The organism is Phreatobacter aquaticus (genome assembly GCF_005160265.1).
Lineage (GTDB): Bacteria > Pseudomonadota > Alphaproteobacteria > Rhizobiales > Phreatobacteraceae > Phreatobacter > Phreatobacter aquaticus.
In genome coordinates, this window is sequence record NZ_CP039865.1 from 2,327,394 (window position 1) to 2,348,673 (window position 21,280).

Annotated in this window: 22 protein-coding genes and 1 pseudogene; 9 read left to right on the plus strand and 14 right to left on the minus strand. The window is 66.2% G+C overall.

All coding sequences use genetic code 11. The features are described 5' to 3' along the window. The first annotated feature begins 16 nt into the window (after positions 1-16). The 3 genes from E8L99_RS10895 (at position 17) to E8L99_RS10905 (ending at position 1,445) form a co-directional block, all read left to right on the plus strand. The gene (locus E8L99_RS10895) at positions 17-436 is read left to right on the plus strand and encodes a VOC family protein (protein ID WP_252511336.1); all 420 of its coding nucleotides are present in this window, start codon (positions 17-19) and stop codon (positions 434-436) included. A 31-nt stretch (positions 437-467) separates the two neighbouring features. After that, positions 468-956: an SRPBCC family protein gene (locus E8L99_RS10900; RefSeq protein ID WP_137099557.1), complete on the plus strand. Its 489-nt coding sequence runs from the start codon at positions 468-470 to the stop codon at positions 954-956. 195 nt (positions 957-1,151) lie between these two features. Further along, positions 1,152-1,445 carry a hypothetical protein gene (locus E8L99_RS10905; RefSeq protein WP_137099558.1) on the plus strand — a complete coding sequence of 98 codons (294 nt, stop codon included), beginning with the start codon at positions 1,152-1,154 and terminating at the stop codon, positions 1,443-1,445. A 63-nt stretch (positions 1,446-1,508) separates the two neighbouring features. Here the strand turns inward: E8L99_RS10905 and yacG are convergent, their stop codons facing one another. Continuing rightward, entirely contained in the window at positions 1,509-1,706 is a 198-nt protein-coding gene (gene yacG, locus E8L99_RS10910; protein ID WP_137099559.1) for a DNA gyrase inhibitor YacG, read from the minus strand. Positions 1,707-1,710: 4 nt separating this feature from the next. Next, positions 1,711-2,352 (minus strand): Maf family nucleotide pyrophosphatase, encoded by a 642-nt coding sequence (locus E8L99_RS10915; RefSeq protein ID WP_168201830.1) that lies wholly within the window; start codon positions 2,350-2,352, stop codon positions 1,711-1,713. Positions 2,353-2,538: 186 nt separating this feature from the next. Between E8L99_RS10915 and E8L99_RS10920 the strand changes: the two genes are divergently transcribed. The 3 genes from E8L99_RS10920 to E8L99_RS10930 all read left to right on the plus strand — a co-directional run bounded on the left by E8L99_RS10920 (position 2,539) and on the right by E8L99_RS10930 (position 5,037). After that, positions 2,539-3,588, plus strand: a complete 1,050-nt coding sequence (locus E8L99_RS10920) for a MaoC family dehydratase (protein ID WP_137099560.1) — start codon at positions 2,539-2,541, stop codon at positions 3,586-3,588. Positions 3,589-3,781: 193 nt separating this feature from the next. Continuing rightward, entirely contained in the window at positions 3,782-4,342 is a 561-nt protein-coding gene (locus tag E8L99_RS10925; RefSeq protein ID WP_137099561.1) for a sigma-70 family RNA polymerase sigma factor, read from the plus strand. Beyond that, positions 4,339-5,037: a hypothetical protein gene (locus tag E8L99_RS10930; protein WP_137099562.1), complete on the plus strand. Its 699-nt coding sequence runs from the start codon at positions 4,339-4,341 to the stop codon at positions 5,035-5,037. Before E8L99_RS10925 ends, E8L99_RS10930 begins: the two co-directional genes overlap by 4 nt. Before the next feature lie 37 nt (positions 5,038-5,074). Here E8L99_RS10930 and E8L99_RS10935 read toward each other — a convergent pair whose 3' ends face one another. Continuing rightward, on the minus strand, positions 5,075-6,043 hold the full coding sequence (locus tag E8L99_RS10935) for a hypothetical protein (protein ID WP_137099563.1): 969 nt from the start codon (positions 6,041-6,043) through the stop codon (positions 5,075-5,077). Here E8L99_RS10935 and E8L99_RS10940 point away from each other — a divergent pair. Further along, positions 6,020-7,357 (plus strand): S8 family peptidase, encoded by a 1,338-nt coding sequence (locus E8L99_RS10940; RefSeq protein ID WP_137099564.1) that lies wholly within the window; start codon positions 6,020-6,022, stop codon positions 7,355-7,357. The genes E8L99_RS10935 and E8L99_RS10940 overlap by 24 nt on opposite strands. A 126-nt stretch (positions 7,358-7,483) precedes the next feature. Continuing rightward, positions 7,484-7,747 carry a hypothetical protein gene (locus E8L99_RS10945; RefSeq protein WP_252511337.1) on the plus strand — a complete coding sequence of 88 codons (264 nt, stop codon included), beginning with the start codon at positions 7,484-7,486 and terminating at the stop codon, positions 7,745-7,747. 95 nt (positions 7,748-7,842) lie between these two features. Here the strand turns inward: E8L99_RS10945 and E8L99_RS10950 are convergent, their stop codons facing one another. Further along, positions 7,843-8,526, minus strand: a complete 684-nt coding sequence (locus E8L99_RS10950) for a DJ-1/PfpI family protein (protein WP_137099565.1) — start codon at positions 8,524-8,526, stop codon at positions 7,843-7,845. A gap of 98 nt (positions 8,527-8,624) precedes the next feature. On the opposite strand from E8L99_RS10950, the gene E8L99_RS10955 reads away from it, so the two are divergent. Beyond that, on the plus strand, positions 8,625-9,581 hold the full coding sequence (locus E8L99_RS10955; protein ID WP_137099566.1) for a GlxA family transcriptional regulator: 957 nt from the start codon (positions 8,625-8,627) through the stop codon (positions 9,579-9,581). Between the two features lie 76 nt (positions 9,582-9,657). Here the strand turns inward: E8L99_RS10955 and E8L99_RS10960 are convergent, their stop codons facing one another. The 10 genes and pseudogenes from E8L99_RS10960 to mdh form a co-directional block, all read right to left on the minus strand. After that, positions 9,658-9,957: a hypothetical protein gene (locus E8L99_RS10960; protein ID WP_137099567.1), complete on the minus strand. Its 300-nt coding sequence runs from the start codon at positions 9,955-9,957 to the stop codon at positions 9,658-9,660. A 227-nt stretch (positions 9,958-10,184) separates the two neighbouring features. Next, the gene (gene lpdA / locus E8L99_RS10965; RefSeq protein ID WP_137099568.1) at positions 10,185-11,582 is read right to left on the minus strand and encodes a dihydrolipoyl dehydrogenase; all 1,398 of its coding nucleotides are present in this window, start codon (positions 11,580-11,582) and stop codon (positions 10,185-10,187) included. A gap of 33 nt (positions 11,583-11,615) precedes the next feature. Continuing rightward, positions 11,616-12,362, minus strand: coding sequence for an SDR family oxidoreductase (locus tag E8L99_RS10970; RefSeq protein ID WP_137099569.1), 747 nt, complete (start codon positions 12,360-12,362; stop codon positions 11,616-11,618). A 47-nt stretch (positions 12,363-12,409) separates the two neighbouring features. Beyond that, entirely contained in the window at positions 12,410-12,802 is a 393-nt protein-coding gene (locus E8L99_RS10975) for a hypothetical protein (RefSeq protein ID WP_137099570.1), read from the minus strand. A gap of 23 nt (positions 12,803-12,825) precedes the next feature. Next, a complete protein-coding gene (locus E8L99_RS10980; protein WP_137099571.1) occupies positions 12,826-13,260 on the minus strand; it encodes a hypothetical protein in 435 nt (144 codons plus the stop codon). Between the two features lie 33 nt (positions 13,261-13,293). Next, positions 13,294-14,523, minus strand: coding sequence for a 2-oxoglutarate dehydrogenase complex dihydrolipoyllysine-residue succinyltransferase (gene odhB / locus E8L99_RS10985; protein WP_137099572.1), 1,230 nt, complete (start codon positions 14,521-14,523; stop codon positions 13,294-13,296). A 57-nt stretch (positions 14,524-14,580) separates the two neighbouring features. Further along, positions 14,581-17,535 carry a 2-oxoglutarate dehydrogenase E1 component gene (locus E8L99_RS10990; protein ID WP_137099573.1) on the minus strand — a complete coding sequence of 985 codons (2,955 nt, stop codon included), beginning with the start codon at positions 17,533-17,535 and terminating at the stop codon, positions 14,581-14,583. A gap of 160 nt (positions 17,536-17,695) precedes the next feature. Next, entirely contained in the window at positions 17,696-18,586 is an 891-nt protein-coding gene (sucD, locus tag E8L99_RS10995) for a succinate--CoA ligase subunit alpha (protein WP_137099574.1), read from the minus strand. 330 nt (positions 18,587-18,916) lie between these two features. Then, positions 18,917-20,110, minus strand: a pseudogene (gene sucC, locus E8L99_RS11000) (ADP-forming succinate--CoA ligase subunit beta); the annotation flags it as partial. 117 nt (positions 20,111-20,227) lie between these two features. Beyond that, complete coding sequence (gene mdh, locus E8L99_RS11005) at positions 20,228-21,190, minus strand: malate dehydrogenase (RefSeq protein ID WP_137099575.1); 963 nt, start codon at positions 21,188-21,190, stop codon at positions 20,228-20,230. Between the last annotated feature and the right edge of the window lie 90 nt (positions 21,191-21,280).

Here is a 21,280-nt window from a genome sequence, read left to right on the forward strand (position 1 = left end):
TGCGGAGTTTCTTCCGATGGCTGCAATGATCCTGTCTCCCTACCTCGGCTTTGATGGACAGTGCGAGGAGGCGTTCCGCTTCTACCAGACCGTGCTCAACGGCCAGATCACGGCGATGATTCCCTTTGGCGAGACACCGGCCGCCTCGGCCATGCCGGCTGACAAGCAGAACGCGATCGTCCACGCCCGGATGGAGTTCGGCGGCAATGTGCTGATGGGGGGTGACGCACCGCCCGGCGTTCACACCGGCACCAAGGGCGTGTGCATCTCGCTGGTGATCAACGATGAGGCCGAGGCCGAGCGCGTCTTCACGGCTCTGGCCGAGGGCGGCACGATCCAGATGCCGTTCGCCCAGACCTTCTGGGCGCATCGCTTCGGCATGGCGACCGACCGCTTCGGCACGCCCTGGATGGTCAATTGCGAGACCGCGGCCTGACGGCCCGTCCCGCCCTCAACGGAGAATGCCAATGACCCCGGCAGCGCAACCCGACCACCAGCCGGTTCCCGGGGCCGGCGACGAGCTCCTGCTCACACGCCTGTTCGATGCGCCACGCGAACTGGTGTTTCGGCTCTGGACCGATCCGGTCCACGCCATGCGCTGGTGGGGGCCGGTCGAGCACCCTGCCGTCGAGATGCATATGGATGTGCGCGAGGGGGGCCGGTGGCGCCATTGTCTGCGCGCCGTGGAGACCGGCGAACTGCTCTGGCAGGGTGGCGAGTTCCGGGAAGTGACGCCTCCCGAGCGTCTCGTGTTCACATTCGCGTGGGATGAGCAAGGCGAGCGCGGACTGGAAACCCTGGTCACCGTGCTGTTCGCCGATGAGGGTGACAAGACCCGCATGACCTTCCGCCAGTCTCCATTCCGCTCGAATACCCAGCGAGATGGCCACGGTTATGGCTGGACCAGCAGCTTCGGGCGCCTGGATGGCCTGCTTGAGAGCGGCGGCTTCGCCTGAGTGTCTCGCGTCGTTGTCGGTAAAAAGCGACGAAAATCGGCCGGAATAGCCGGTTTTTGTCGCGTTGCAGCGTCTATTTGCGTGCAATGCAGCACATTATCGCGTTGACGTTGCAGGGGGCTGTGCCATAGTCAGTCCACATTTGTCCGCCAGGTTGTCCTTTCATTGGAATGACGAGCGAGAAGGAGCTGCCCTATGCCACGCGCCCTCGCAGGCCTCGACATGAATGAAGTCTTCACGAGCGAAGACATGGACGAAATGACGGTGGCTTTCGATGCCGCCGTGCACCGCCTGGACGACGTCCTGGCCGACAGCATCAGCCATCACGCCATCGCCTCGGTCATTGTCCAGCACTATGCCCTCGGCATTCGCGACAAGATGGTTCTGATGGCCTCGGCCGTCGATGCAGCGCGTGGCGCCCATGGCGAAACGCCGCGTGGTGCGATCGCCTGGCGCGGCCAGCGCGAGACGGCTTTGACGGCGGCCTGACCACTTCACACGTGGCGACCAGCAATGCCGCCTCCGGGCGGCATTGTCTTTTGTGGCGTGGGCTCAGCCCTGGTCGTCGTCGTCGCCCTGGTCATCCTCGCGAGCGGGGATCGCGTAGACGCCCTTCATCCAGCGATTGAGATCGACATCGGCGCAACGCTTCGAGCAGAACGGCTTGAAGCGCACCAGTGCCGGCTTGCCACAGATCGGGCAGGCGACGGGCGGCTCGACAGGCTTGTCGTTATCATTGACCGGGTTCATCGCATCAACCCTGGCTGATCCAGCCGAGCGTCACCGGATAGCCCGCCGATCCGATCATCCCGACCGCCTCGGTCAGCGGCAGCCCGACCACATTCGTGTAGGAACCCGACAACGACACGACGAACGCGCCAGCTATGCCCTGGATCGCATAGCCGCCAGCCTTGCCGCGCCATTCGCCCGACGCGAGATAGGCCTCGATCTCGCCCTTCGACAGGCGCTTGAAGCGCACGCGGGTCTCGATCAGCTTGGTGCGCGCCCGCTCGGCCTGATCGACCATGCAGAGCCCGGTATAGACGCGGTGTGAGCGTCCGGAGAGCAGGCGGATGCAGGCCGCAGCCTCCTCGATCGTCTCCGCCTTCGGCAGGATGCGCCGGCCGACGCAGACAACCGTATCCGCCGACAGCAGGATCGACCCGACGGGTGCCTCGGGATCGTCGCGCAGGCGCTTGACCGCTTCGGCGGCCTTCTCGCGCGCAAGCCTGAGAGCCAGCTTGCGCGGGCTTTCGCGCGGCCAGGGCGTCTCGTCGATCTCGGCCGGCAGCAACCGGTCCGGCTCGATGCCGGCCTGTTGCAGCAGGGCCAGCCGGCGCGGCGAGCCGGAGGCGAGGATCAGATAGGGCCGGCCGGGTATCGATGTCGGAGCCATGGTCGCCTTGGTGGAACAGGCCGCCCTGAACGGCGGTTCGTGGCGCCGATCGATAGCCGATCGATCCGGCTTTGGGAACTCGGCCACGGGTGCGAGATCACAGACGGGGTCGATCCCCCGTTCGGGCTGCTTGGACTTCGCACTGCAGCACGGCATAGACTGGCCGCTCAACGAGGAGGACCCGCCATGCCGAAGACCAGTCCCGGCCGCTTCTTCGAGGATTTCAGCCTCGGCGACACGCTGCGCCATGCCACGCCCCGCACGGTGACCCATGGCGACGTCGCGCTCTATACCGCGCTCTATGGGCCGCGTTTCGCCGTCCAGTCGTCCGACGCCTTTGCGCGCGCAATCGGCTATCCGCATAGCCCGGTCGACGATTTCCTGGTCTTTCACATCGTCTTCGGCAAGACCGTCCCCGATGTCTCGCTGAATGCTGTCGCCAATCTCGGTTATGCCGGCTGCCGGTTCCTGGCGCCTGTCTATCCCGGCGACACGCTGTCGACCGTCTCCGAGGTGATCGGCCTGAAGGAGAACTCGAACGGCAAGACCGGCGTCGTCTATGTCCGTTCCATCGGCGTCAACCAGAACGGTACGCAGGTGCTCGACTATGTGCGCTGGGTCATGGTGAGGAAGCGCGTGGAATCGGCGCGGGCGCCCGGCGAACTCGTGCCGGCCTTGCCCAAGGCGCTGGAACCGGCCGAACTCGGCGATGCCTGCCCAGTCATCGATCCCCAGGCCTATGACACCGGTCTCTCCGGCCAGCGCCATCGCCTCCGCGACTATGTGGCTGGCGAGATGATCGACCATGTCGACGGCACGACGGTGGAAGAAGCCGAACACATGATGGCGACCAGGCTCTATCAGAACACCGCCAAGGTGCATTTCAACCAGTTCACCGAGGGCCAGGGCCGCTTCGGGCGCCGGCTGATCTATGGCGGCCATGTCATCTCGATCGCCCGCGCGCTGTCGTTCAACGGTCTGGCCAACGCGTTCCACATCGCTGCGATCAATGGGGGCCGGCATGTCGCTCCGCTCTTTGCCGGCAATACCGTCTTCGCCTGGTCGGAGATCCTCGACGTGCAGGACCTGCCCGGACGCGACGATGTCGGCGCGCTGCGCGTGCGCACCATCGCGACGAAGGACCGCCCTTGCGGCGATTTCCCCCGCCGCACCGGCGAGGACTATGACCCCTCGGTCATTCTCGACCTCGACTATTGGGCGCTCATTCCGCGCTGAGCCCTGTCGCGCGCTCGCCATCAGGTGGCCCGAATGACGCTCGACAAGGGTCTGGAAGGTTGACCTAGGGCTAGGTTCCGTCATGGTACGGCCTGCCCGATCCACATGTCGGAAAAGATTCTTCAGATGGCTCTTGAACCTTTCCCGCGCTCGCCGCGACTGACCATACGAGCCCACCGGCTCGGAAGTGACGATGCAGTCTGACAGCGACCAGGACCTAATCCTCCGCGTTGCCAAGGGCGATCGTCTCGCCTTCAGGGCCCTCTACGCCCGTCACAATGTCCGCGTGTTCCGGTTCATTCTCCGGTTCATCAAGGACGAAGGGACGGCCGAGGACCTGATCGGCGAAGTCTTCCTCGACGTGTGGCGGCAGGCTGACAGGTTCGAGGGGCGCTCCAGCGTCTCGACCTGGATCCTCGGAATGGCCCGATTCAAGGCGTTGTCGAAGTTGCGGCGACCCAGGGAAGAGGCCCTCGACGAGGAACAGGCTGGCGCCATAGCAGACGAGGCGGACACGCCCGAGGTGGTGGCTCAGAAAGTTGACAAGGCGCAGGCGATCCGTCGCTGCATCGACCAGCTTTCACCCGAGCACCGGGAAATTGTCGATCTCGTCTACTACCAGGAGAAATCGATCTCCGAAGTGGCCGAAATCGTCGGTATCCCGGAAAACACCGTCAAGACGCGCATGTTCTATGCGCGCAAAAAACTCCAGGAGCTCATGCAGAGCGCGGGAGTTGATCGAGGTTGGCCATGACGACGCGCAATCCCATCGAGACTTCATCCGAGCGCCGGGCCATTTCCGAGCTGCTTCCCTGGTATGCAGCCGGCACGCTCAACGCCGCCGACAAGGCGCGCGTCGAGGCCGCCATGGCTGCCGATCCGACGCTGCGCGAGGAGCTTGAACTCGTTCGCGACGACCAGCACGCAACCCTTCAGCTCGCCGACTACGCCCCGGTTCCCTCGGCGCGGGTGCTCGACGACCTGATGCGCAAGGTGGATGCCGAGCCGGCCCGCTTCGCCCATGTGGCGTCCCGTGCCAAGGCCGGCTTCGCCGACTGGCTCGGTTCCAAGCTCGCGGCCTTCCAGCCGCGGACCCTGGCCTATGCGGCGGGCGCGGCGGCTGTTGCCCTCGTCCTCCAGGCTGGTGTCATTGGCTCGGCCTATCTGGGCGAAGGCGCGACCTTCCGCACGGCATCCTATTCCACCGACAATGCGGTTCATGCCGTTGGCACCTTCGTGCTGGTCGGCTTCACCAACCAGGCCACCACGTCCGACATGACGATGTTGCTGCAGCAGAACCAGGCGATCATCGTCGAGGGGCCGCGCCAGGGTGGCGTCTACAAGGTGCGCATCGGCGCTCGCGGCATGGCACAGGCCGATGTCGAGCGGGTCGTCGGCCAGCTGCGCGCCAAGTCCGACATCGTGCGTTTTGTCGGGACCTCCAACTGAGCGCGAAACACGTGTGCCGTGGGCATGCGTTTTCGCCTCAGAACCGCACCATTTGCGCATTCAAATAGAAACACTCGGTGTCTAGGGTCGCCGCGATCGTTCGTTCGAAGGATGCAAAGCCATGGTCAATGCCGACGGCGCGCGGAAAATGTCCCCGAAACGGCGTAAGCCTCTGACGTGGCTCGCGCTTTTGGCTGGCGCCATCGGCATGGTGGCGGTTGACAGCATGCCGGCTTATGCCCAGTTCGGCATCAGCATCCCAGGTCTCGGCGGCCTCGGCAATCTGACCCGCGGGCGCTCCAACGTCACGCGCGGCCGCGTCCCGAATGTCGGGCGCGCACCGACGATCGGACGCGTGCCCAACATGGGCAATGTCGGCCGGATGCCCGGCGGCAATATCGGTCGTGGCCCCGGCAATATCGGTCGTGGGCCCGGTGATTTTGGCCGCGGCCCCGGAAATATCGGTCGTGGTCCCGGCGATTTTGGCCGCGGTCCCGGAAACATCGGTCGTGGTCCGGGCGATTTTGGCCGCGGTCCCGGAAACATCGGTCGTGGCCCCGGCGATCTTGGTCGCGGTCCTGGAAACATCGGTCGTGGCCCGGGCGATTTTGGTCGTGGTCCTGGAAACATCGGTCGCGGGCCAGGCAATATCGGTCGCGGCCCCGGGAATATCGGTCGTGGTCCTGGGAACATCGGGCGTGGGCCCGGGAACATCGGGCGCGGTCCCGGCAATATCGGACGCGGCCCAGGCGATTTCGGCCGTGGTCCTGGCAATTTCGGACGTGGTCCCGGTAACTTCGCCGGTCGTCCTCCCGGTGGTCCGGGTGGCTTCGGTTTCGGTGGCGCTGCCAATTTCGCCGGCGCTGCCGCGGCTGCGACGGCCGCCGCGATCGCCGTTCCCGCCATCACCTCCATCATCGCAAGCTCGCGCGCCGAGGCCGGCGTCTATGCCCGCGATCCCAATTATGTGCCCGGCCTGCCGATGCCGACCGAGCGCCGCTACCAATCGGGCGAGGTCCTGTTCGTCCTGAAGCCGGACGCGCCGCGCGAGACCCTGGCCCGCGTGATCGCGCGCTACAACCTGCGCCTCATCAGCGAGGAGCGGCTCGATTTCATGGGCACGGTCGTGCATCGCTACCGCGTGCCCGACCGCCAGGACGTGCCGGCGGCCATCCGCGAACTGACGCGTGACGAACAGATCGCCTATGTCCAGCCGAACTACGCATTCGACCGGCCGGATTTCCGCTTCCGGCTGCAGAGCGCCGCCAGCACGGCGGCCTCGGGCGGATCGCTGCAATATGTCGTCGATGCCCTGCGTCTGCAGGAAGCACATCAGATGGCGCGCGGATCGCGGATCTCGATCGCGGTGATCGATTCCGGCATCGATGCAAGCCATCCGGAAATGGCTGGCCGCGTCGTGCGCTCGTTCGATGCCGTCGGTGGCCCGTTCCTGGCCCATGAGCACGGCACGGGCATGGCGGGTGCCATCGTCGCCCATGCCCAGCTGACCGGCGTCTCGCCCGGAGCCGACATCTATGCGGTGCGCGCCTTCGCGCCGGGCCAGGCGGCGGGCGCTTCCGGCACCAGCCTTCACATCCTCAAGGCCATGGACTGGGCGATCCGCAACAATGTGCGCATCATCAATATGAGCTTTGCCGGTCCGCGCGATCCGATGATGACCCGGGCCATCCAGGTGGCCGCCGAGCGGCGCATCACCATGATCGCAGCTATGGGCAATGAGGGGCCGAATGCCCCGCCGTCCTATCCGGCGGCAGACCAGAATGTCATCGCGGTGACCGCAACCGACCGCAACGGCAACCTGTTCGAAGCGGCAACGCGCGGCAATCACGTGTCGGTCGCCGCGCCCGGCGTCGAGGTCCTGCTGCCGGCCCCGCAGGGCGGCTACCAGATCTCGTCGGGCACCTCGGTGGCGGCTGCCCATGTCAGCGGCATCGCGGCCCTGATCCTCGAGCGGCAGCCTGATCTCGATCCGGCCGATCTCCGCCGCATCCTGCAGGAAACCGCGCGTCATGGCGCGACCGTCAATCCGCAGCTTGGCGCAGGCGTTGCCGATCCGGTGCCAGCCATCAACGCGGCGGCCAATGCGCCGGCGCCGGGCTCCAGCACGCCGATGGCAACCGCCCCGACGCCGGGTGTCCGCTCGCCCGAGCGGGCCGATGCCCAGCCGCCCCAGCAGCAGCCGGGTCCGCGCCAGGCGATCATCCAGCCCGAACAGGCCGCGCCGCGCCCGGCGACGACCCAGCCGGGTGTGCCGGTGCCCGCCCCGCAGGCGACCTCGCCGAAGGCGACCAAGCAGTAATCGGCGTCACGCGTCGTCCTGAAGCCCGCGCAAAAAAACTTTGCGCGGGTTCGAACCTTTCTCTCTGTCACCGCGACCCATGTTCAAGAGGGCTGTTGAGGGCCTTCGCCGAACCGGAGAGAGATCATGAGCCGCTTGAAGACCCTGGCCATCGCCGCCGTCGCCGCCTCTGCGCTCACCCTTGCCGTCACGCCGAAGGCAGAAGCCGCCTACTTCCCCTGGGGCGCCGTTGTCGCCGGTGTGGTGGTCGGCGGAGCCGCTGTCGCCATCGCCAATTCGCGCTCCGCCCACGCTGATCCGCTGCCGGCCTATGGCAGCTGCTACATGGTGCGCCGCTGGGTCGAGACACCCTACGGCCCCGCTGTCCGCCGCATCCGTGTCTGCGACTGATCCTACGTTTTCTCTGCCTCCACACTCCTGACCATGCCTCGAACCCCTGGCCCGCAAGGACCGGGGTTCTTGGGCGTTGGCGCCAGGCGCTTGCGTCAGAGAAGGGCCGCCGCGGCCTCCGCTTCCGCACGCCGCTTCGCGACGATTGGCGTGACGGTCGCGTGATAGCGCGCCAGGACATCCGGCGGCGCGAGTTCCGGCCGTCCGGCGGAGAATGGCGGCGCAGGCGCATATTCCAGGCCGAGCTGGATTGCCTGCGCGACCGCGGGGCCTGAGATCTCCGCCAGCACCGTCAGCGCGAAGTCGATGCCCGCCGTGACGCCGCCGCCGGTGATCGTGTTGCCGTCGCGCACGACGCGGGCCTCGTCGGGGACGGCGCCAAACAGCGGCAAGAGATCGCGCCAGGCCCAGTGGCAGGCGGCGCGCTTGCCCTTGAGCAGCCCGGCGGCGCCCAGGATCAGCGACCCCGTGCAGACCGAGGTGACATAGCTGGCGCCAGCGACGAGCCGCTTCAGCTCGGTCATGAAAACCAGGTCCTGCGGCACCTGGGTCGCGGCCATGCCGCCGGGCACGCAGACCAGGTCGCAGGTCTCGACCTCGGAAAGTGTCACCGTATCGGCGAAGACCAGCCCATCGGCGGGCACCGCGCCGCCCGCCGAACTGGCGACGATGGTCCGGCTGTTCGGCATGCGGCTGAGGAACTGGTGCGGGCCGGTAAAGTCGAGATGGGTCATGCCGGGATAGATGGCGAAGACGATGACGAAGGGCGGGGCAGACATGGCGAGGACCTCCGAAAAGGGGCTGGTTGACGCCTCACGATCCCCGATCCATCGTCTATCCGAAATGACTCTGTTCCCTCGTTTTCAGCCAGAGCGTCATGGCCCGCACGATCGCCTTCCTGATCTTTGACGATTTCCAACTGCTCGACGCAGCCGGACCGATCGCGGCCTTCGAAATGCCCGCACGTGGGATGCAGCCGGTGCCCTATCGCCTGTCCCTTATCGCGGCTTCCGCAGGGCCGGTCAGGAGTTCGTCGGGCGTGACGATGCAGGCGGAAGCCATGGATGCCGTCGGACCGATCGATACGCTGATCATCGCGGGCGGGCAGGGCACGATTGCCGCGATGGACTGCCCTGCCATCCGCGGCTTCGTCCAGCGCGAGGCGGCTCGGGTGCGCCGGCTGTGCAGTGTCTGCTCCGGCGCCTATGTGCTCGCCGCGGCCGGACTGCTCGACGGGCGGCGGGCCACCACCCATTGGCGCCGCTCGCCGCATTTCGCCAGGCGGTTTCCGCAGGTGAAACTTGAGCCGGACCGCATCTTCATCCGCGACGGACATGTCTGGACGGCGGCGGGCATCACCGCCGGCATCGATCTCTCCCTGGCCCTGATCGGCGAGGACCTGGGCGAGGCCGTCGCACGGCAGGTGGCGCAGGAACTGGTGGTCTTTCACCGCCGTCCGGGAGGCCAGTCGCAGTTCTCGGCGCTGCTGGACATCGGCGCTCCGGAGGGCCGGCTTGCGACCGTGCTCGGCTGGATCCGCGAACATGTCGGCGAGGCGCTGACCGTCGAGCGCCTGGCCGAGCAGAGCCACATGAGCCCGCGCAATTTCGCCCGGGCCTTCACCCGCGAGATCGGCATGACGCCCGCGAAGGCGGTTGAGCGCATTCGGCTGGAAGTGGCCCGAGAGCGCATCGAGAGCTCCGCCGCGCCGATCGAGCAGGTGGCAGCGATCACCGGCTTTCGCGATCCCGAGCGCATGCGCCGGGCTTTCCTGCGCGCCTTTGGCCAGCCTCCGCAGGCCTTGCGCCGGGCGGCGCGCGCGGCGACAGGGTGACGGCAGGACTGGACCCATAACGAAAAGGCGGCGGGCTTTTGGCCCACCGCCTCGTCATGCCGGTCCGATCAGACGATCAGCGGCGGAAGGTGCGCTCGCAGACCATGGTCTGGTAGTAGCGGCTGAACGTGCAGACCTCGCCGTAACCACCGGCTTCCGTGTGTGTCGCGCGGGTGCGCTGGTGCGTCGGCGGCAGATTGATCTGCGCCGGGGGGAGGCGGTCGATGCTCGAGAAATCGCCCGGGCCACCGGCGCCACCGCCACCACCACCGCCGCCACCGGCGGTCTGGGCCGAGGCCATGCCGGTCAGGGCAGCGGAAAGGCCGATCGCGAGCGTGGCGGCCAGAGCGAAAGTCGAGATGCGGGACTTGGTCATTGGGTCATTCCTCGTGAAGGTTGCTTGGAGCGTCAGGTCTCTGACGCCTTCGATGTCCATGGGTCGGTCGGCTAGCCCCTTTGGTTCAATCGACGCGGAAGATTCTTGATCGCGCTCTCCCGGTTGGTCTTCACGCCAAAGCAAAAGGCCCGGCATCGAGCCGGGCCTTTCTCAGTCATGGGCACCGTCAACCCCACGAAGGGGCGCGGGCAGGCGGCACTGGAGCCTCAGATATGGATCGCGCGCTTCTCGACGGCGAGCGCTGCTTCCTTGACCGCTTCCGACATGGTCGGATGGGCGTGCGTCGAACGCGCAAGATCCTCGGATGAACCGCCGAACTCCATCAGCACCACGGCCTCGTGGATCATCTCGCCGGCGCCGGCGCCGACAATGTGGACGCCCAGCACCCGGTCGGTCGTGGCATCGGCCAGAACCTTGACGAAGCCGTCGGTCGCCCGATTGGCGCGGGCGCGGCCATTGGCGGTGAACGGGAACTTGCCGACATTGTAGGCGATGCCGGCGGCCTTGAGGTCCTCTTCCGACTTGCCGACGGTTGCGACCTCGGGGAACGTGTAGACCACGCCCGGAATGGCGTCGTAATTCACATGGCCCGCCTTGCCGGCGAGGATCTCGGCCACCGCCATGCCCTCGTCCTCGGCCTTGTGGGCGAGCATCGGGCCGCGCACCACGTCGCCGATGGCATAGATGCCGGGAACATTGGTGGCGAAATGGTTGTCGATCACCACACGCCCGCGCTCCATGGCGACGCCTGCGGCCTCAAGGCCGAGACCCTCGGTATAGGGACGCCGGCCGATCGCCACGAGGACGATATCGGCCTCGATGCTCGCTGCCTCGCCACCGGCCGAGTGTTCCACCGTCAGGGTGACGCCCTTCTTGGCGGCCTTGGCTGCGGTCACCTTGGAGCCGAGCTGGAACGTGATGCCCTGCTTGCCGAGGATGCGCTGGAACTGCTTGGCGACATCCGCATCCATGCCCGGCAGGATGCGGTCGAGATATTCGATCACGTGCACCTCGGCGCCCAGGCGGCGCCAGACGGAGCCCAGCTCCAGACCGATGACGCCGGCACCGATCACGACGACCTTGCCCGGAACCTTCTCAAGCTCCAGCGCACCGGTGGAGGACACGATCTGCTTCTCGTCGATGGCGACGCCCGGCAGCGGCGTCACGTCCGAGCCGGTGGCGATCACGATCGCCTTGGTCTCGAGAACCTGGCTCGAGCCATCATCAGCGGTGACCTGAACCTTGCCCGGTGCGGTGATCGTGCCAAGCCCGGTGAAGCTCTCCACCTTGTTCTTCTTCAGGAGGAACGCCACGCCATTGACGTTGGCGTCCACCGTCTCCTGCTTGTGGACCATCATCTGCTTGAGGTTGAGCTTGGGCTTGGCGACATCGATGCCGAGGGCTGCAAAGCCATGGCCGGCCTCGTCGAACATTTCGGAGGCGTGGAGCAGCGCCTTGGACGGGATGCAGCCGATATTCAGGCAGGTGCCGCCATGGGTCTTGCGCTTCTCGACGACGGCAACCTTGAGGCCGAGCTGGGCGGCGCGAATGGCGCAGACATAGCCGCCGGGGCCGGTGCCGATGATGATCAGATCGTAGGACATGCTGGGAATCTCCGAAAAGAAGGAGGACGGCGCTCAGCGCCCGCCCGAAACGGTGATGAAGGTACCGGTGGAATAGGACGCGTCGTCCGACAGGAGCCAGAGCACCGCCTTGGCGACCTCGTCGGCCGAGCCTTCGCGCTGCATCGGGATGGCCGAGCGAAACTGCACGACGCGGTCGGGCGCGCCGGCGCTGGCATGGATGTCGGTGTCGATCAGGCCGGGGCGCACGGCATTGACGCGGATGCCCTCGGCCGCGACTTCCTTGGCAAGGCCGATGGTGAATGAGTCGATCGCGCCCTTGGAGGCCGCATAGTCGACGAATTCGTTGGGCGAGCCGAGATAGGCGGCGGCTGACGACATGTTGACGATCGCGCCGCCCTTGCCGCCGTGCTTGGTCGACATCCGCTTCACCGCCTCGCGGGCGCACAGGATCGAGCCGATCACGTTGATCGCCATCATGCGGTGCAGCCGCGCGGCCGAGAAATCCTCGACGCGGGCGCGCAGGTCGACCACGCCGGCATTGTTGATGAGGCCGACCAGGGGGCCGAGCTTGTCGGCGGCGGCATAGATCGCCAGCACGTCGGCTTCCTCGGCGACATCGCCCTTCACAGCAATAGCCTGGCCGCTGGCATGGACGATCGCGTCCACCACCTCGTCGGCGGCCACCTGATTGGCGGTGTAGTTCACCACCACGGCATAGCCCTTTGCGGCCGCCTGCAGCGCGCAGGCCCGGCCGATGCCGCGGCTCGCTCCGGTGACGATGACGACGCCCTTGGACATGATGTGCCTCGCTCAGACCGTTTCAGGTGACAGATGGGGTGGAAGGATCAGCCGCGCACCGAAATGACCGTAGCCGGCGGATGGGCCGGCTCCGTCGAACGGCAATTCCGCGTGACCCGTGGGTTCGGATAATCGTAGGCGAGCGCGCAATAGAAACCCGGCCGGATCCGCCTGACCGTGATCTCGCGGTGGCGGCCGGAAATCTCGAGAATGTGCACGTCGCCGGAGCCACGCTGGCCGACCGTCAGGCGTTGTGCGCCAGGGATCCACGACAGTTCGAACGGCGTGCAGGCACGGTCGAGCATGAAGCCCGTGGCCGCCACAACCAGGCAGGCGCCGGGGCCGGCCCGGAAGTCGTCATAGGGCGGAATGGCGCAGGCGGAGAGGGCGACCGCCGCCAGAAGACCGGCAGCTGACGGCAAGACCCAGGAGGTCGTCATGGCCGTTCCTCCGCGCTCGTGCGTCATCGCCGTTCCAGGAGGCGCTTCATCTCGTGCTGGGGCACGATGTAGCGAAATTGCTCATAGCGGGTCTGCCAGTCGCCGACGACCGAGCAGAAGGCCTGCAGTGCCTGCGGTTCGGCGAAGCGCGGCGTCACCTTGTCGAGATCGAAGCGGCTGACGAGAGCGCCGACCGCCGCATCGGAAAGACCCGCGCCGCGCAGCAGCGTGGCCGCGTCGGCCACATCCCGCACCCAGAAGGTGCGCAGGTGGGTGACAGCTTCGGCCGGTTCAGGTCCGAGAGCCGCGCAGGCTGCAAACGCCCCGCGTTCCAGCGCCGCGCGGACCAGCACATCCTCGGCGATGCCCCGGACCAGGCCCTCCGTCGGGCGCTGCGCCGCGGCCGGACCGGCCGCGACCCATGCGAGACACGCCAGAAGCGGGACCAGTTTGCGCATCGCCCAGTCCTCCCGGTCAGTTGGCCGCCCTTGTCAGAGATCCATCACGAGGCGGGCCGGATCTTCCAGGCTTTCCTTGACGCGCACCAGGAAGGTCACGGCTTCCTTGCCGTCGACGATCCGGTGATCGTAGGAGAGCGCCAGATACATCATCGGGCGGATCTCGATCTTGCCGCCGACCACCATCGGACGATCCTGGATCTTGTGCATGCCGAGAATGCCCGACTGCGGCGCGTTGAGGATCGGCGTCGACATCAGCGAGCCATAGACGCCGCCATTCGAGATGGTGAACGTGCCGCCCTGCATCTCGTCGATCGACAGCTTGCCGTCGCGGGCGCGCTTGCCGAAATCGGCAATGGTCTTCTCGATCTGGGCGATGCCCATCTGGTCGGCATCGCGCACCACCGGCACGACGAGGCCCTTGTCGGTGCCGACAGCGACGCCGACATGGCAGAAGTTCTTGTAGATGAGATCGGTGCCGTCGATCTCGGCGTTCACCGCCGGGATGTCCTTCAGCGCCTGCACGCAGGCCCGCACGAAGAAGCCCATGAAGCCGAGCTTGGTGCCGTGCTTCTTCTCGAACAGGTCCTTGTACTGGGCGCGCAGCGCCATCAGCTGGCCCATGTCGACCTCGTTGAAGGTCGTCAGCATGGCCGCCGTGTTCTGGGCATCCTTCAGGCGGCGCGCGATGGTCTGGCGCAGCCGGGTCATCTTCACGCGCTCTTCGCGCGGCGCGTCGGCGGCGGTCGAGGCCGCGCGGGCGGCAGGGGCTGCTGCTGCGGGGGCCGGAGCCGAGATGCCGGCAGCGATCGCGCCGAGCATGTCGCCCTTGGTCACGCGGCCATCCTTGCCGGAGCCGGCGACAGCTGCCGGGCTCACGCCGGATTCAGCGGCCATGCGGGCCACCGCCGGGCCATTGTCGGCGCTGGCGGCCTTGGCTGCGACGGGGGCCGCCGCAGCGGCGACCGGGGCAGGGGCCGCAGCCTTCGGGGCTTCCGCCTTGGGCGCGGGAGCCGCGGCCGCACCGCCTTCCGAAATCTGGCCGAGCAGCGCCGAGACGCCGACCGTCGTGCCGGAATCGGCGACGATCTCGGCGAGCGTGCCGGAGGCCGGCGCGTTCACTTCCAGCGTCACCTTGTCGGTTTCGAGCTCAAGCAGCGGCTCGTCCTTGGTCACGGCCTCGCCGGGCTTCTTGAACCACTTGGCGACGGTCGCCTCGGTGACGGATTCGCCGAGCGTCGGAACGCGGATTTCGGTGGCCATTGCAATCTAGTCCTCGGTCAATTCGGGAGCCGGCCCCGCCGCGGGGCCGGACGGGGATCAGGCGAAGGCCTCGTCAAGGAAGGCCTGGAGCTGGGCAAGGTGACGCGACATCAGGCCGGTGGCGGTTGCAGCCGATGCCGGGCGGCCGACATAACGCGCCCGCTTCGACTTCGATCCGGCCGTGCTCAGGACCCATTCGAGATAGGGCTCGACGAAGCTCCAGGAGCCCATGTTCTTCGGCTCTTCCTGGCACCAGACGACATCGGCATTCTTGAAGCGGCCGATTTCGGTGGCGAGCGCCTTGAGCGGGAAGGGATAGAGCTGCTCGACACGCATCAGGTAGACGTCGTCGATGCCGCGCTTGATGCGGTCCTCGTAGAGGTCATAGTAGACCTTGCCCGAGCACAGCACGACACGCCGGATCTTCTTGTCCTCGACGAGCTTCGTCTCCTGATTGGGCAGGATCTGCGCATCGTCCCACAGCACGCGGTGGAACGAAGTGCCGGTCACCAGTTCGTCGAGGCGCGACACGGCCCGCTTGTGGCGGAGCAGCGACTTCGGCGTCATCAGGATCAGCGGCTTGCGGATCTCGCGTTTCAGCTGGCGGCGCAGGATGTGGAAATAGTTTGCCGGCGTCGAGACATTCGCCACCTGCATATTGTCTTCCGCACACATCTGCAGGAAGCGCTCGAGGCGCGCCGAGGAATGCTCGGGACCCTGGCCCTCATACCCGTGCGGCAGCAGGCAGACGAGGCCCGAGAGCCTCAGCCACTTGCGTTCCGCCGACGAGATGAACTGGTCGAACACGACCTGGGCGCCATTGGCGAAGTCGCCGAACTGGCCTTCCCAGAGCGTCAGAGCGTTCGGCTCGGCGAGCGAATAGCCATATTCATAGCCGAGCACGGCCTCTTCCGAGAGCATCGAGTTGATGACCTCGTACTTGCCCTGGCCCTCGCGGACATGGTTGAGCGGCGTGTAGCGGCCCTCGGTCTCCTGGTCGATCAGCACCGAATGGCGCTGCGAGAAGGTGCCGCGCTCGCAATCCTGGCCGGACAGGCGGACGCGATGGCCCTCGTCCACCAGGGTGCCGAAGGCCAGCGCCTCGCCGGTCGCCCAGTCGATGCCCTCGCCGGTGTCGATCATCTTGCCGCGGTTGTCCATGAACCGCTGGATGGTGCGGTGGGCGGTGAACCCCTCCGGAACCTTGGTGATCGCCTTGCCGATCGCGACCAGCTTGTCGCGGTCGACGCCGGACGTGCCGCGGCGCGGATCGTCATCCGTCGAGGCGCCGCCGGTCAGGCCCGCCCACTTGCCGTCCAGCCAGTCGGCCTTGTTCGGCTTGTAGGACTGCCCGGCTTCCATCTCGGCGTCGAGACGGTTGCGCCAGTCGGTCTTCATCTTCTCGACTTCGCCCTCGGTGACGACGCCTTCGGCCACGAGCTTCGCGGTATAGACATCCAGCACCGACGCGTGGGACCGGATCTTCTTGTACATGAGCGGCTGGGTGAAAGCCGGCTCGTCGCCCTCGTTATGGCCGAAGCGCCTGTAGCACCACATGTCGATGACGACGGGCTTCTGGAACTTCTGGCGGAACTCGGTCGCGACCTTGGCGGCAAACACCACCGCTTCCGGATCGTCGCCGTTCACATGGAAGATCGGTGCTTCCACCATCTTCGCCACATCGGAAGGATAGGGCGAGGAGCGCGAATAGCGCGGATAGGTGGTGAAGCCGATCTGGTTGTTGATGATGAAGTGGAGCGAACCGCCGGTGCGGTGGCCCTTCAGGCCCGACAGGCCGAAGCATTCCGCCACCACGCCCTGGCCGGCAAAGGCAGCATCGCCGTGGATCAGCAGCGGCATGACGGCCTTGCGATCCTCGGGCGGGCAGCCGTGCTGGTCCTGCTTGGCGCGCACCTTGCCGAGCACCACCGGATTGACGATCTCGAGATGCGACGGGTTCGGGGTCAGAGACAGATGGACCTTGTTGCCGTCGAACTCGCGGTCCGACGAGGCGCCGAGGTGGTACTTCACGTCGCCCGAGCCTTCCACGTCGTCGGGGGCGTAGGAGCCGCCCTTGAACTCGTGGAACAGCGCGCGGTGCGGCTTGCCCATCACCTGGGTCAGCGTGTTCAGGCGGCCGCGATGGGCCATGCCCAGGCAGATTTCCTTCACGCCGAGATTGCCGCCGCGCTTGATGATCTGCTCAAGCGCCGGGATCATGCTCTCGCCGCCATCAAGGCCGAAGCGCTTGGTGCCGGTGTAGCGGACATCGAGGAACTTCTCGAAGCCCTCGGCCTCCACCAGCTTCTGCAGGATGGCGCGCTTGCCCTCCTTGGTGAAGGCGATCTCCTTGTCCGGACCTTCGATGCGCTCCTGGAGCCACGACTTCTGCGCGGGATCCGTGATGTGCATGAACTCGACGCCGAGCGTCTGGCAATAGGTCCGCTCAAGGATGCCGACCATCTCGCGGATGGTCGCGAATTCCAGGCCCAGCACCTTGTCGATGAAGATCTTGCGGTCGTAGTCGGCTTCCGTGAAGCCGTAGGAGCGGGGGTCGAGCTCCTCGTGGGTCTTCGGCGGATCGATGCCCAGCGGATCGAGATTGGCGTGCAGATGGCCGCGCATGCGGTAGGCGCGGATCAGCATGATCGCCCGCACCGAATCCTTGGTCGCCTGCTGGATCGTCTCGGCGGAGACCTCGGCGCCCTTGTCGGCAGCCTTGGCCTTCAGCTTGTCGCCGATGGCCTTTTCCACGAGGCCCCAATTGCCGTCGAGCGCGGAAATCGTCTCGCCATTGGCCGCGATCGGCCAGTTCGGCTTCTTCCAGGAAGCCCCCTTGGCGTTCTTCTGCACATCGGCCTTGTCGTCGCCGAGCGTCTTGAAGAAGGCCTGCCATTCGGCATCCACCGAGGAGGGATCCGTCTCGTAGCGGGCGTAGAGGTCCTCGATATAGGCAGCGTTGCCGCCATAGAGGAAGGAAGTGAGCGCGATGGTCTCGTCTTGACGTGCCATTGTCCGGTTCCTGCGTGCTCGACGGATACGGCGGGGACCGCTCCGGATGTCCGCTTCGAGACGCCTCTCAGTGCGTCTTCTTCGGTGGTGGAAATCGGCCCTGATCGGGCCGATTTCATGTTCGTTGGCAAGTTTGACCGGGGCGCGTGGCCCCGAGCCTTCACTTCCGCTTGTTCAGGACGTCGACCAGGGTCTTGCCGAGGCGCGCCGGCGAGGGCGACACGCGGATGCCCGCGGCCTCCATCGCTGCGATCTTGTCCTCGGCGCCGCCCTTGCCGCCCGAGATGATTGCACCGGCATGGCCCATGCGGCGGCCGGGAGGCGCGGTACGGCCCGCGATGAAGCCAACCATCGGCTTCTTGCGGCCGCGCTTGGCCTCGTCACGGATGAACTGGGCGGCATCTTCCTCGGCCGAACCGCCGATCTCGCCGATCATGATGATCGACTCGGTCTTCGGGTCCGCCAGGAACATTTCCAGCATGTCGATATATTCGGTGCCCTTGACCGGATCGCCGCCGATGCCGACAGCCGTCGTCTGGCCCAGGCCCTCGCGGGTGGTCTGGAACACCGCTTCATAGGTCAGCGTGCCGGAGCGCGAGACGATGCCGACATTGCCCTTCTTGAAGATGTTGGCCGGCATGATGCCGATCTTCGATTCGCCGGCGGTGACCACACCGGGGCAGTTCGGGCCGATGAGGCGCGACTTCGAGCCTTCCAGCGCGCGCTTCACCTTGATCATGTCCTGCACCGGGATGCCCTCGGTGATGCAGATGATCAGCGGGATCTCGGCGTCGATGGCCTCGCAGATGGCGTCAGCGGCGCCCGGCGGCGGCACATAGACGACGGAGGCGTCAGCCCCGGTCTTCTCGCGCGCCTCGGCCACGGTGTCGAACACCGGCAGGCCGAGATGGGTGGAACCGCCCTTGCCGGGCGAGGTTCCGCCGACAACCTTGGTGCCATAGGCGATCGCCTGCTCGGAATGGAACGTGCCATTCTTGCCGGTGAAGCCCTGGGTGATGACCTTCGTCTTCTTGGTGATCAGGATCGACATGTCAGGCTCTCACTTCTTGCCTTTGGCCTTGGAGGCGGGTGCCTTGGCGGCGCCAGCCTTGGGCGAGGATGCCTTGACGGCGGTCTTGGTGGCGGCAGCCTTGGCAGGAGCCTTCGCGGCAGCGGCCTTGGCAGCGGGTGCCTTGGCCGGCGCCTTGACATCGCCGCCCTTCGGCTTGGAGGCCTTGGCGGCCGGGACCTTCTCGGCTTCCGCCTTGGTCGAGGCCTTGCCCGTGGTCTTGGAGACGGCCTTGGCGGCCGGCGTCTTGGCGGATGCCTTGGCCGGAGCGGCCTTGGCGGGAGCCTTGGCAGCGGCCTTGGCAGCCGGAGCCTTGCCACCGACGGCGGCGACGATCTTCTGGGCCGCGTCGTCGAGGTCGTCGGCGGGGATGACGTTCAGGCCCGACGTGCGGATGATCGCCTTGCCCTCTTCGACATTGGTGCCTTCGAGACGCACAACCAGCGGAACCTTGAGGCCGACCGCCTTCACCGCGGCGATCACGCCACGTGCGATGACGTCGCACTTCATGATGCCGCCGAAGATGTTGACCAGGATGCCCTTCACCTTCGGGTCGGCGGTGATGATCTTGAATGCCGCGGTGACCTTCTCTTCAGTGGCGCCGCCACCGACGTCGAGGAAGTTCGCCGGGCTTTCGCCGTAGAGCTGGATGATGTCGAGGGTCGCCATGGCGAGGCCGGCGCCGTTGACCATGCAGCCGATCGTGCCGTCGAGCGCGATATAGGCGAGGTCATACTTGGAGGCCTCGATCTCCTTCTCGTCCTCTTCCGTCTTGTCGCGCAGGTCGACCACGTCCGGGTGGCGATAGAGCGAGTTGGAATCGAACGACACCTTGGCGTCGAGAACCTTGATCTGCTGGTCCTTGGTGACGATCAGAGGATTGACCTCGAGCATCTCCATGTCCTTCTCGACGAAGGCCTTGTAGAGGATGCCCGCGACCTTCTCGGCCTGCTTGGCGAGATCGCCGGTCAGCTTCAGCGCCTTGGCGATCTTGCGGCCGTGGTGCGGCATGTAGCCGGTGGCCGGATCGACCGAGAAGGTGATGATCTTCTCAGGCGTCTTGTGGGCGACTTCCTCGATGTCCATGCCGCCTTCGGTGGAGACCACGAAGGCCGTGCGGCCGGTCTCGCGATCGACCAGCATGGAGAGGTAGAATTCCTTGTCGATGTCGGAACCGTCCTCGATATAGAGGCGGTTGACCTGCTTGCCGGCCGGGCCGGTCTGGATGGTCACCAGCGTCGAGCCGAGCATCTGCTTGGCGAACTCGGCGACCTCGTCGATCGACTTGGCGAGCCTGACGCCGCCCTTCTCGCCGGCCGAAGCCTCCTTGAACTTGCCCTTGCCGCGACCGCCGGCATGGATCTGCGACTTGACCACCCAGAGCGGGCCGCCCAGCGTCTTGGCGGCTGCCTTGGCTTCCGAGGCCTTGAAAATGGCAACGCCATTGGAGACCGGCGCACCGTACTGCTTGAGCAGCGCCTTCGCCTGATATTCGTGGATGTTCATCTTGGAGGTCCTAGCGGGAAGGAGCGAGTTGCGACTGGCGAGTGGCGTTCGGGGAAGGGCAGAAGGGGCCGCCTGCGGCGAACCCCCCGGCCATTCGCTCGTCGCCGTTCACCCAATTCATGCCAGTGACGGAGCGATGGTCTTGCAGGCGTCGACGAGCGTCTTCACCGAGGCGACCGACTTTGCGAACATCTCCTGCTCGCTCTTGTCGAGCTCGAACTCGACGATCTTCTCGACGCCACCGGCACCGATCTGCACGGGAACGCCGACATACATGTCCTTCACGCCATATTGGCCGGTGAGGTAGGCGGCCGACGGCAGGACGCGCTTCTTGTCCTTGAGGTAGCTCTCGGCCATGGCGATGGCGGAGGCGGCCGGCGCATAGAAGGCCGAGCCATTGCCGAGCAGCGCGACGATCTCGCCGCCGCCCTTGCGGGTCCGCTCGACGATGGCGTCCAGCTTCTCCTGGGAGAGCGCGCCCGACTTGACGAGCTGGTTCAGCGGCACGCCGCCAACCGTCGAATGGCGCACCATCGGCACCATGTCGTCGCCGTGGCCGCCGAGCGTCCAGGCGTGGATATCCTTGATCGAGACGCCGGTGGCCTCGGCGAGGAACAGCTCGAAGCGCGAGGAGTCCAGCACGCCGGCCATGCCGACCACCTTGTTCGCCGGCAGGCCGGAGAACTTCTGCAGCGCCCACACCATCGCGTCGAGCGGGTTGGTGATGCAGACCACGAAGGCGTTCGGCGCGTACTTCTTGAGGCCGGCGCCGACCTGCTCCATGACCTTCAGGTTGATACCGAGAAGATCGTCGCGGCTCATGCCGGGCTTGCGCGGCACGCCGGCGGTGACGATGGCGACATCGGCGCCCTCGAGCGCTTCATAGGACGAGGTGCCGGAGAGGTTGGCATCGAAGCCTTCCACGGCGGAGGCCTGGGCGATGTCCAGGGCCTTGCCCTTGGCCGTACCCTCGGCAATGTCGAACATGACGATGTCGCCAAGTTCCTTGATGCCGGCGAGGAGGGCGAGGGTGCCGCCGATCTGGCCCGAGCCGATCAGAGCGATTTTCTTGCGCGCCATGGGTGATGTCTCTCGGATGAGGGGTTGCGAACTTGGAAGCGCCCGCGTGAGGCCGTCGATAGACCCATTTCAGGGGGCGATTCAAGCATT

Bases quoted from the DNA above. Each gene is read 5' to 3' on its own strand.
- E8L99_RS10895 (WP_252511336.1), top strand. From the start codon at position 17: ATGGCTGCAATGATCCTGTCTCCCTACCTCGGCTTTGATGGACAGTGC.
- E8L99_RS10900 (WP_137099557.1), top strand. From the start codon at position 468: ATGACCCCGGCAGCGCAACCCGACCACCAGCCGGTTCCCGGGGCCGGC.
- E8L99_RS10905 (WP_137099558.1), top strand. From the start codon at position 1,152: ATGCCACGCGCCCTCGCAGGCCTCGACATGAATGAAGTCTTCACGAGC.
- yacG (WP_137099559.1), bottom strand. From the start codon at position 1,706: ATGAACCCGGTCAATGATAACGACAAGCCTGTCGAGCCGCCCGTCGCC.
- E8L99_RS10915 (WP_168201830.1), bottom strand. From the start codon at position 2,352: ATGGCTCCGACATCGATACCCGGCCGGCCCTATCTGATCCTCGCCTCC.
- E8L99_RS10920 (WP_137099560.1), top strand. From the start codon at position 2,539: ATGCCGAAGACCAGTCCCGGCCGCTTCTTCGAGGATTTCAGCCTCGGC.
- E8L99_RS10925 (WP_137099561.1), top strand. From the start codon at position 3,782: ATGCAGTCTGACAGCGACCAGGACCTAATCCTCCGCGTTGCCAAGGGC.
- E8L99_RS10930 (WP_137099562.1), top strand. From the start codon at position 4,339: ATGACGACGCGCAATCCCATCGAGACTTCATCCGAGCGCCGGGCCATT.
- E8L99_RS10940 (WP_137099564.1), top strand. From the start codon at position 6,020: ATGCCGACCGAGCGCCGCTACCAATCGGGCGAGGTCCTGTTCGTCCTG.
- E8L99_RS10945 (WP_252511337.1), top strand. From the start codon at position 7,484: ATGAGCCGCTTGAAGACCCTGGCCATCGCCGCCGTCGCCGCCTCTGCG.
- E8L99_RS10950 (WP_137099565.1), bottom strand. From the start codon at position 8,526: ATGTCTGCCCCGCCCTTCGTCATCGTCTTCGCCATCTATCCCGGCATG.
- E8L99_RS10955 (WP_137099566.1), top strand. From the start codon at position 8,625: ATGGCCCGCACGATCGCCTTCCTGATCTTTGACGATTTCCAACTGCTC.
- E8L99_RS10960 (WP_137099567.1), bottom strand. From the start codon at position 9,957: ATGACCAAGTCCCGCATCTCGACTTTCGCTCTGGCCGCCACGCTCGCG.
- lpdA (WP_137099568.1), bottom strand. From the start codon at position 11,582: ATGTCCTACGATCTGATCATCATCGGCACCGGCCCCGGCGGCTATGTC.
- E8L99_RS10970 (WP_137099569.1), bottom strand. From the start codon at position 12,362: ATGTCCAAGGGCGTCGTCATCGTCACCGGAGCGAGCCGCGGCATCGGC.
- E8L99_RS10975 (WP_137099570.1), bottom strand. From the start codon at position 12,802: ATGACGACCTCCTGGGTCTTGCCGTCAGCTGCCGGTCTTCTGGCGGCG.
- E8L99_RS10980 (WP_137099571.1), bottom strand. From the start codon at position 13,260: ATGCGCAAACTGGTCCCGCTTCTGGCGTGTCTCGCATGGGTCGCGGCC.
- odhB (WP_137099572.1), bottom strand. From the start codon at position 14,523: ATGGCCACCGAAATCCGCGTTCCGACGCTCGGCGAATCCGTCACCGAG.
- E8L99_RS10990 (WP_137099573.1), bottom strand. From the start codon at position 17,535: ATGGCACGTCAAGACGAGACCATCGCGCTCACTTCCTTCCTCTATGGC.
- sucD (WP_137099574.1), bottom strand. From the start codon at position 18,586: ATGTCGATCCTGATCACCAAGAAGACGAAGGTCATCACCCAGGGCTTC.
- mdh (WP_137099575.1), bottom strand. From the start codon at position 21,190: ATGGCGCGCAAGAAAATCGCTCTGATCGGCTCGGGCCAGATCGGCGGC.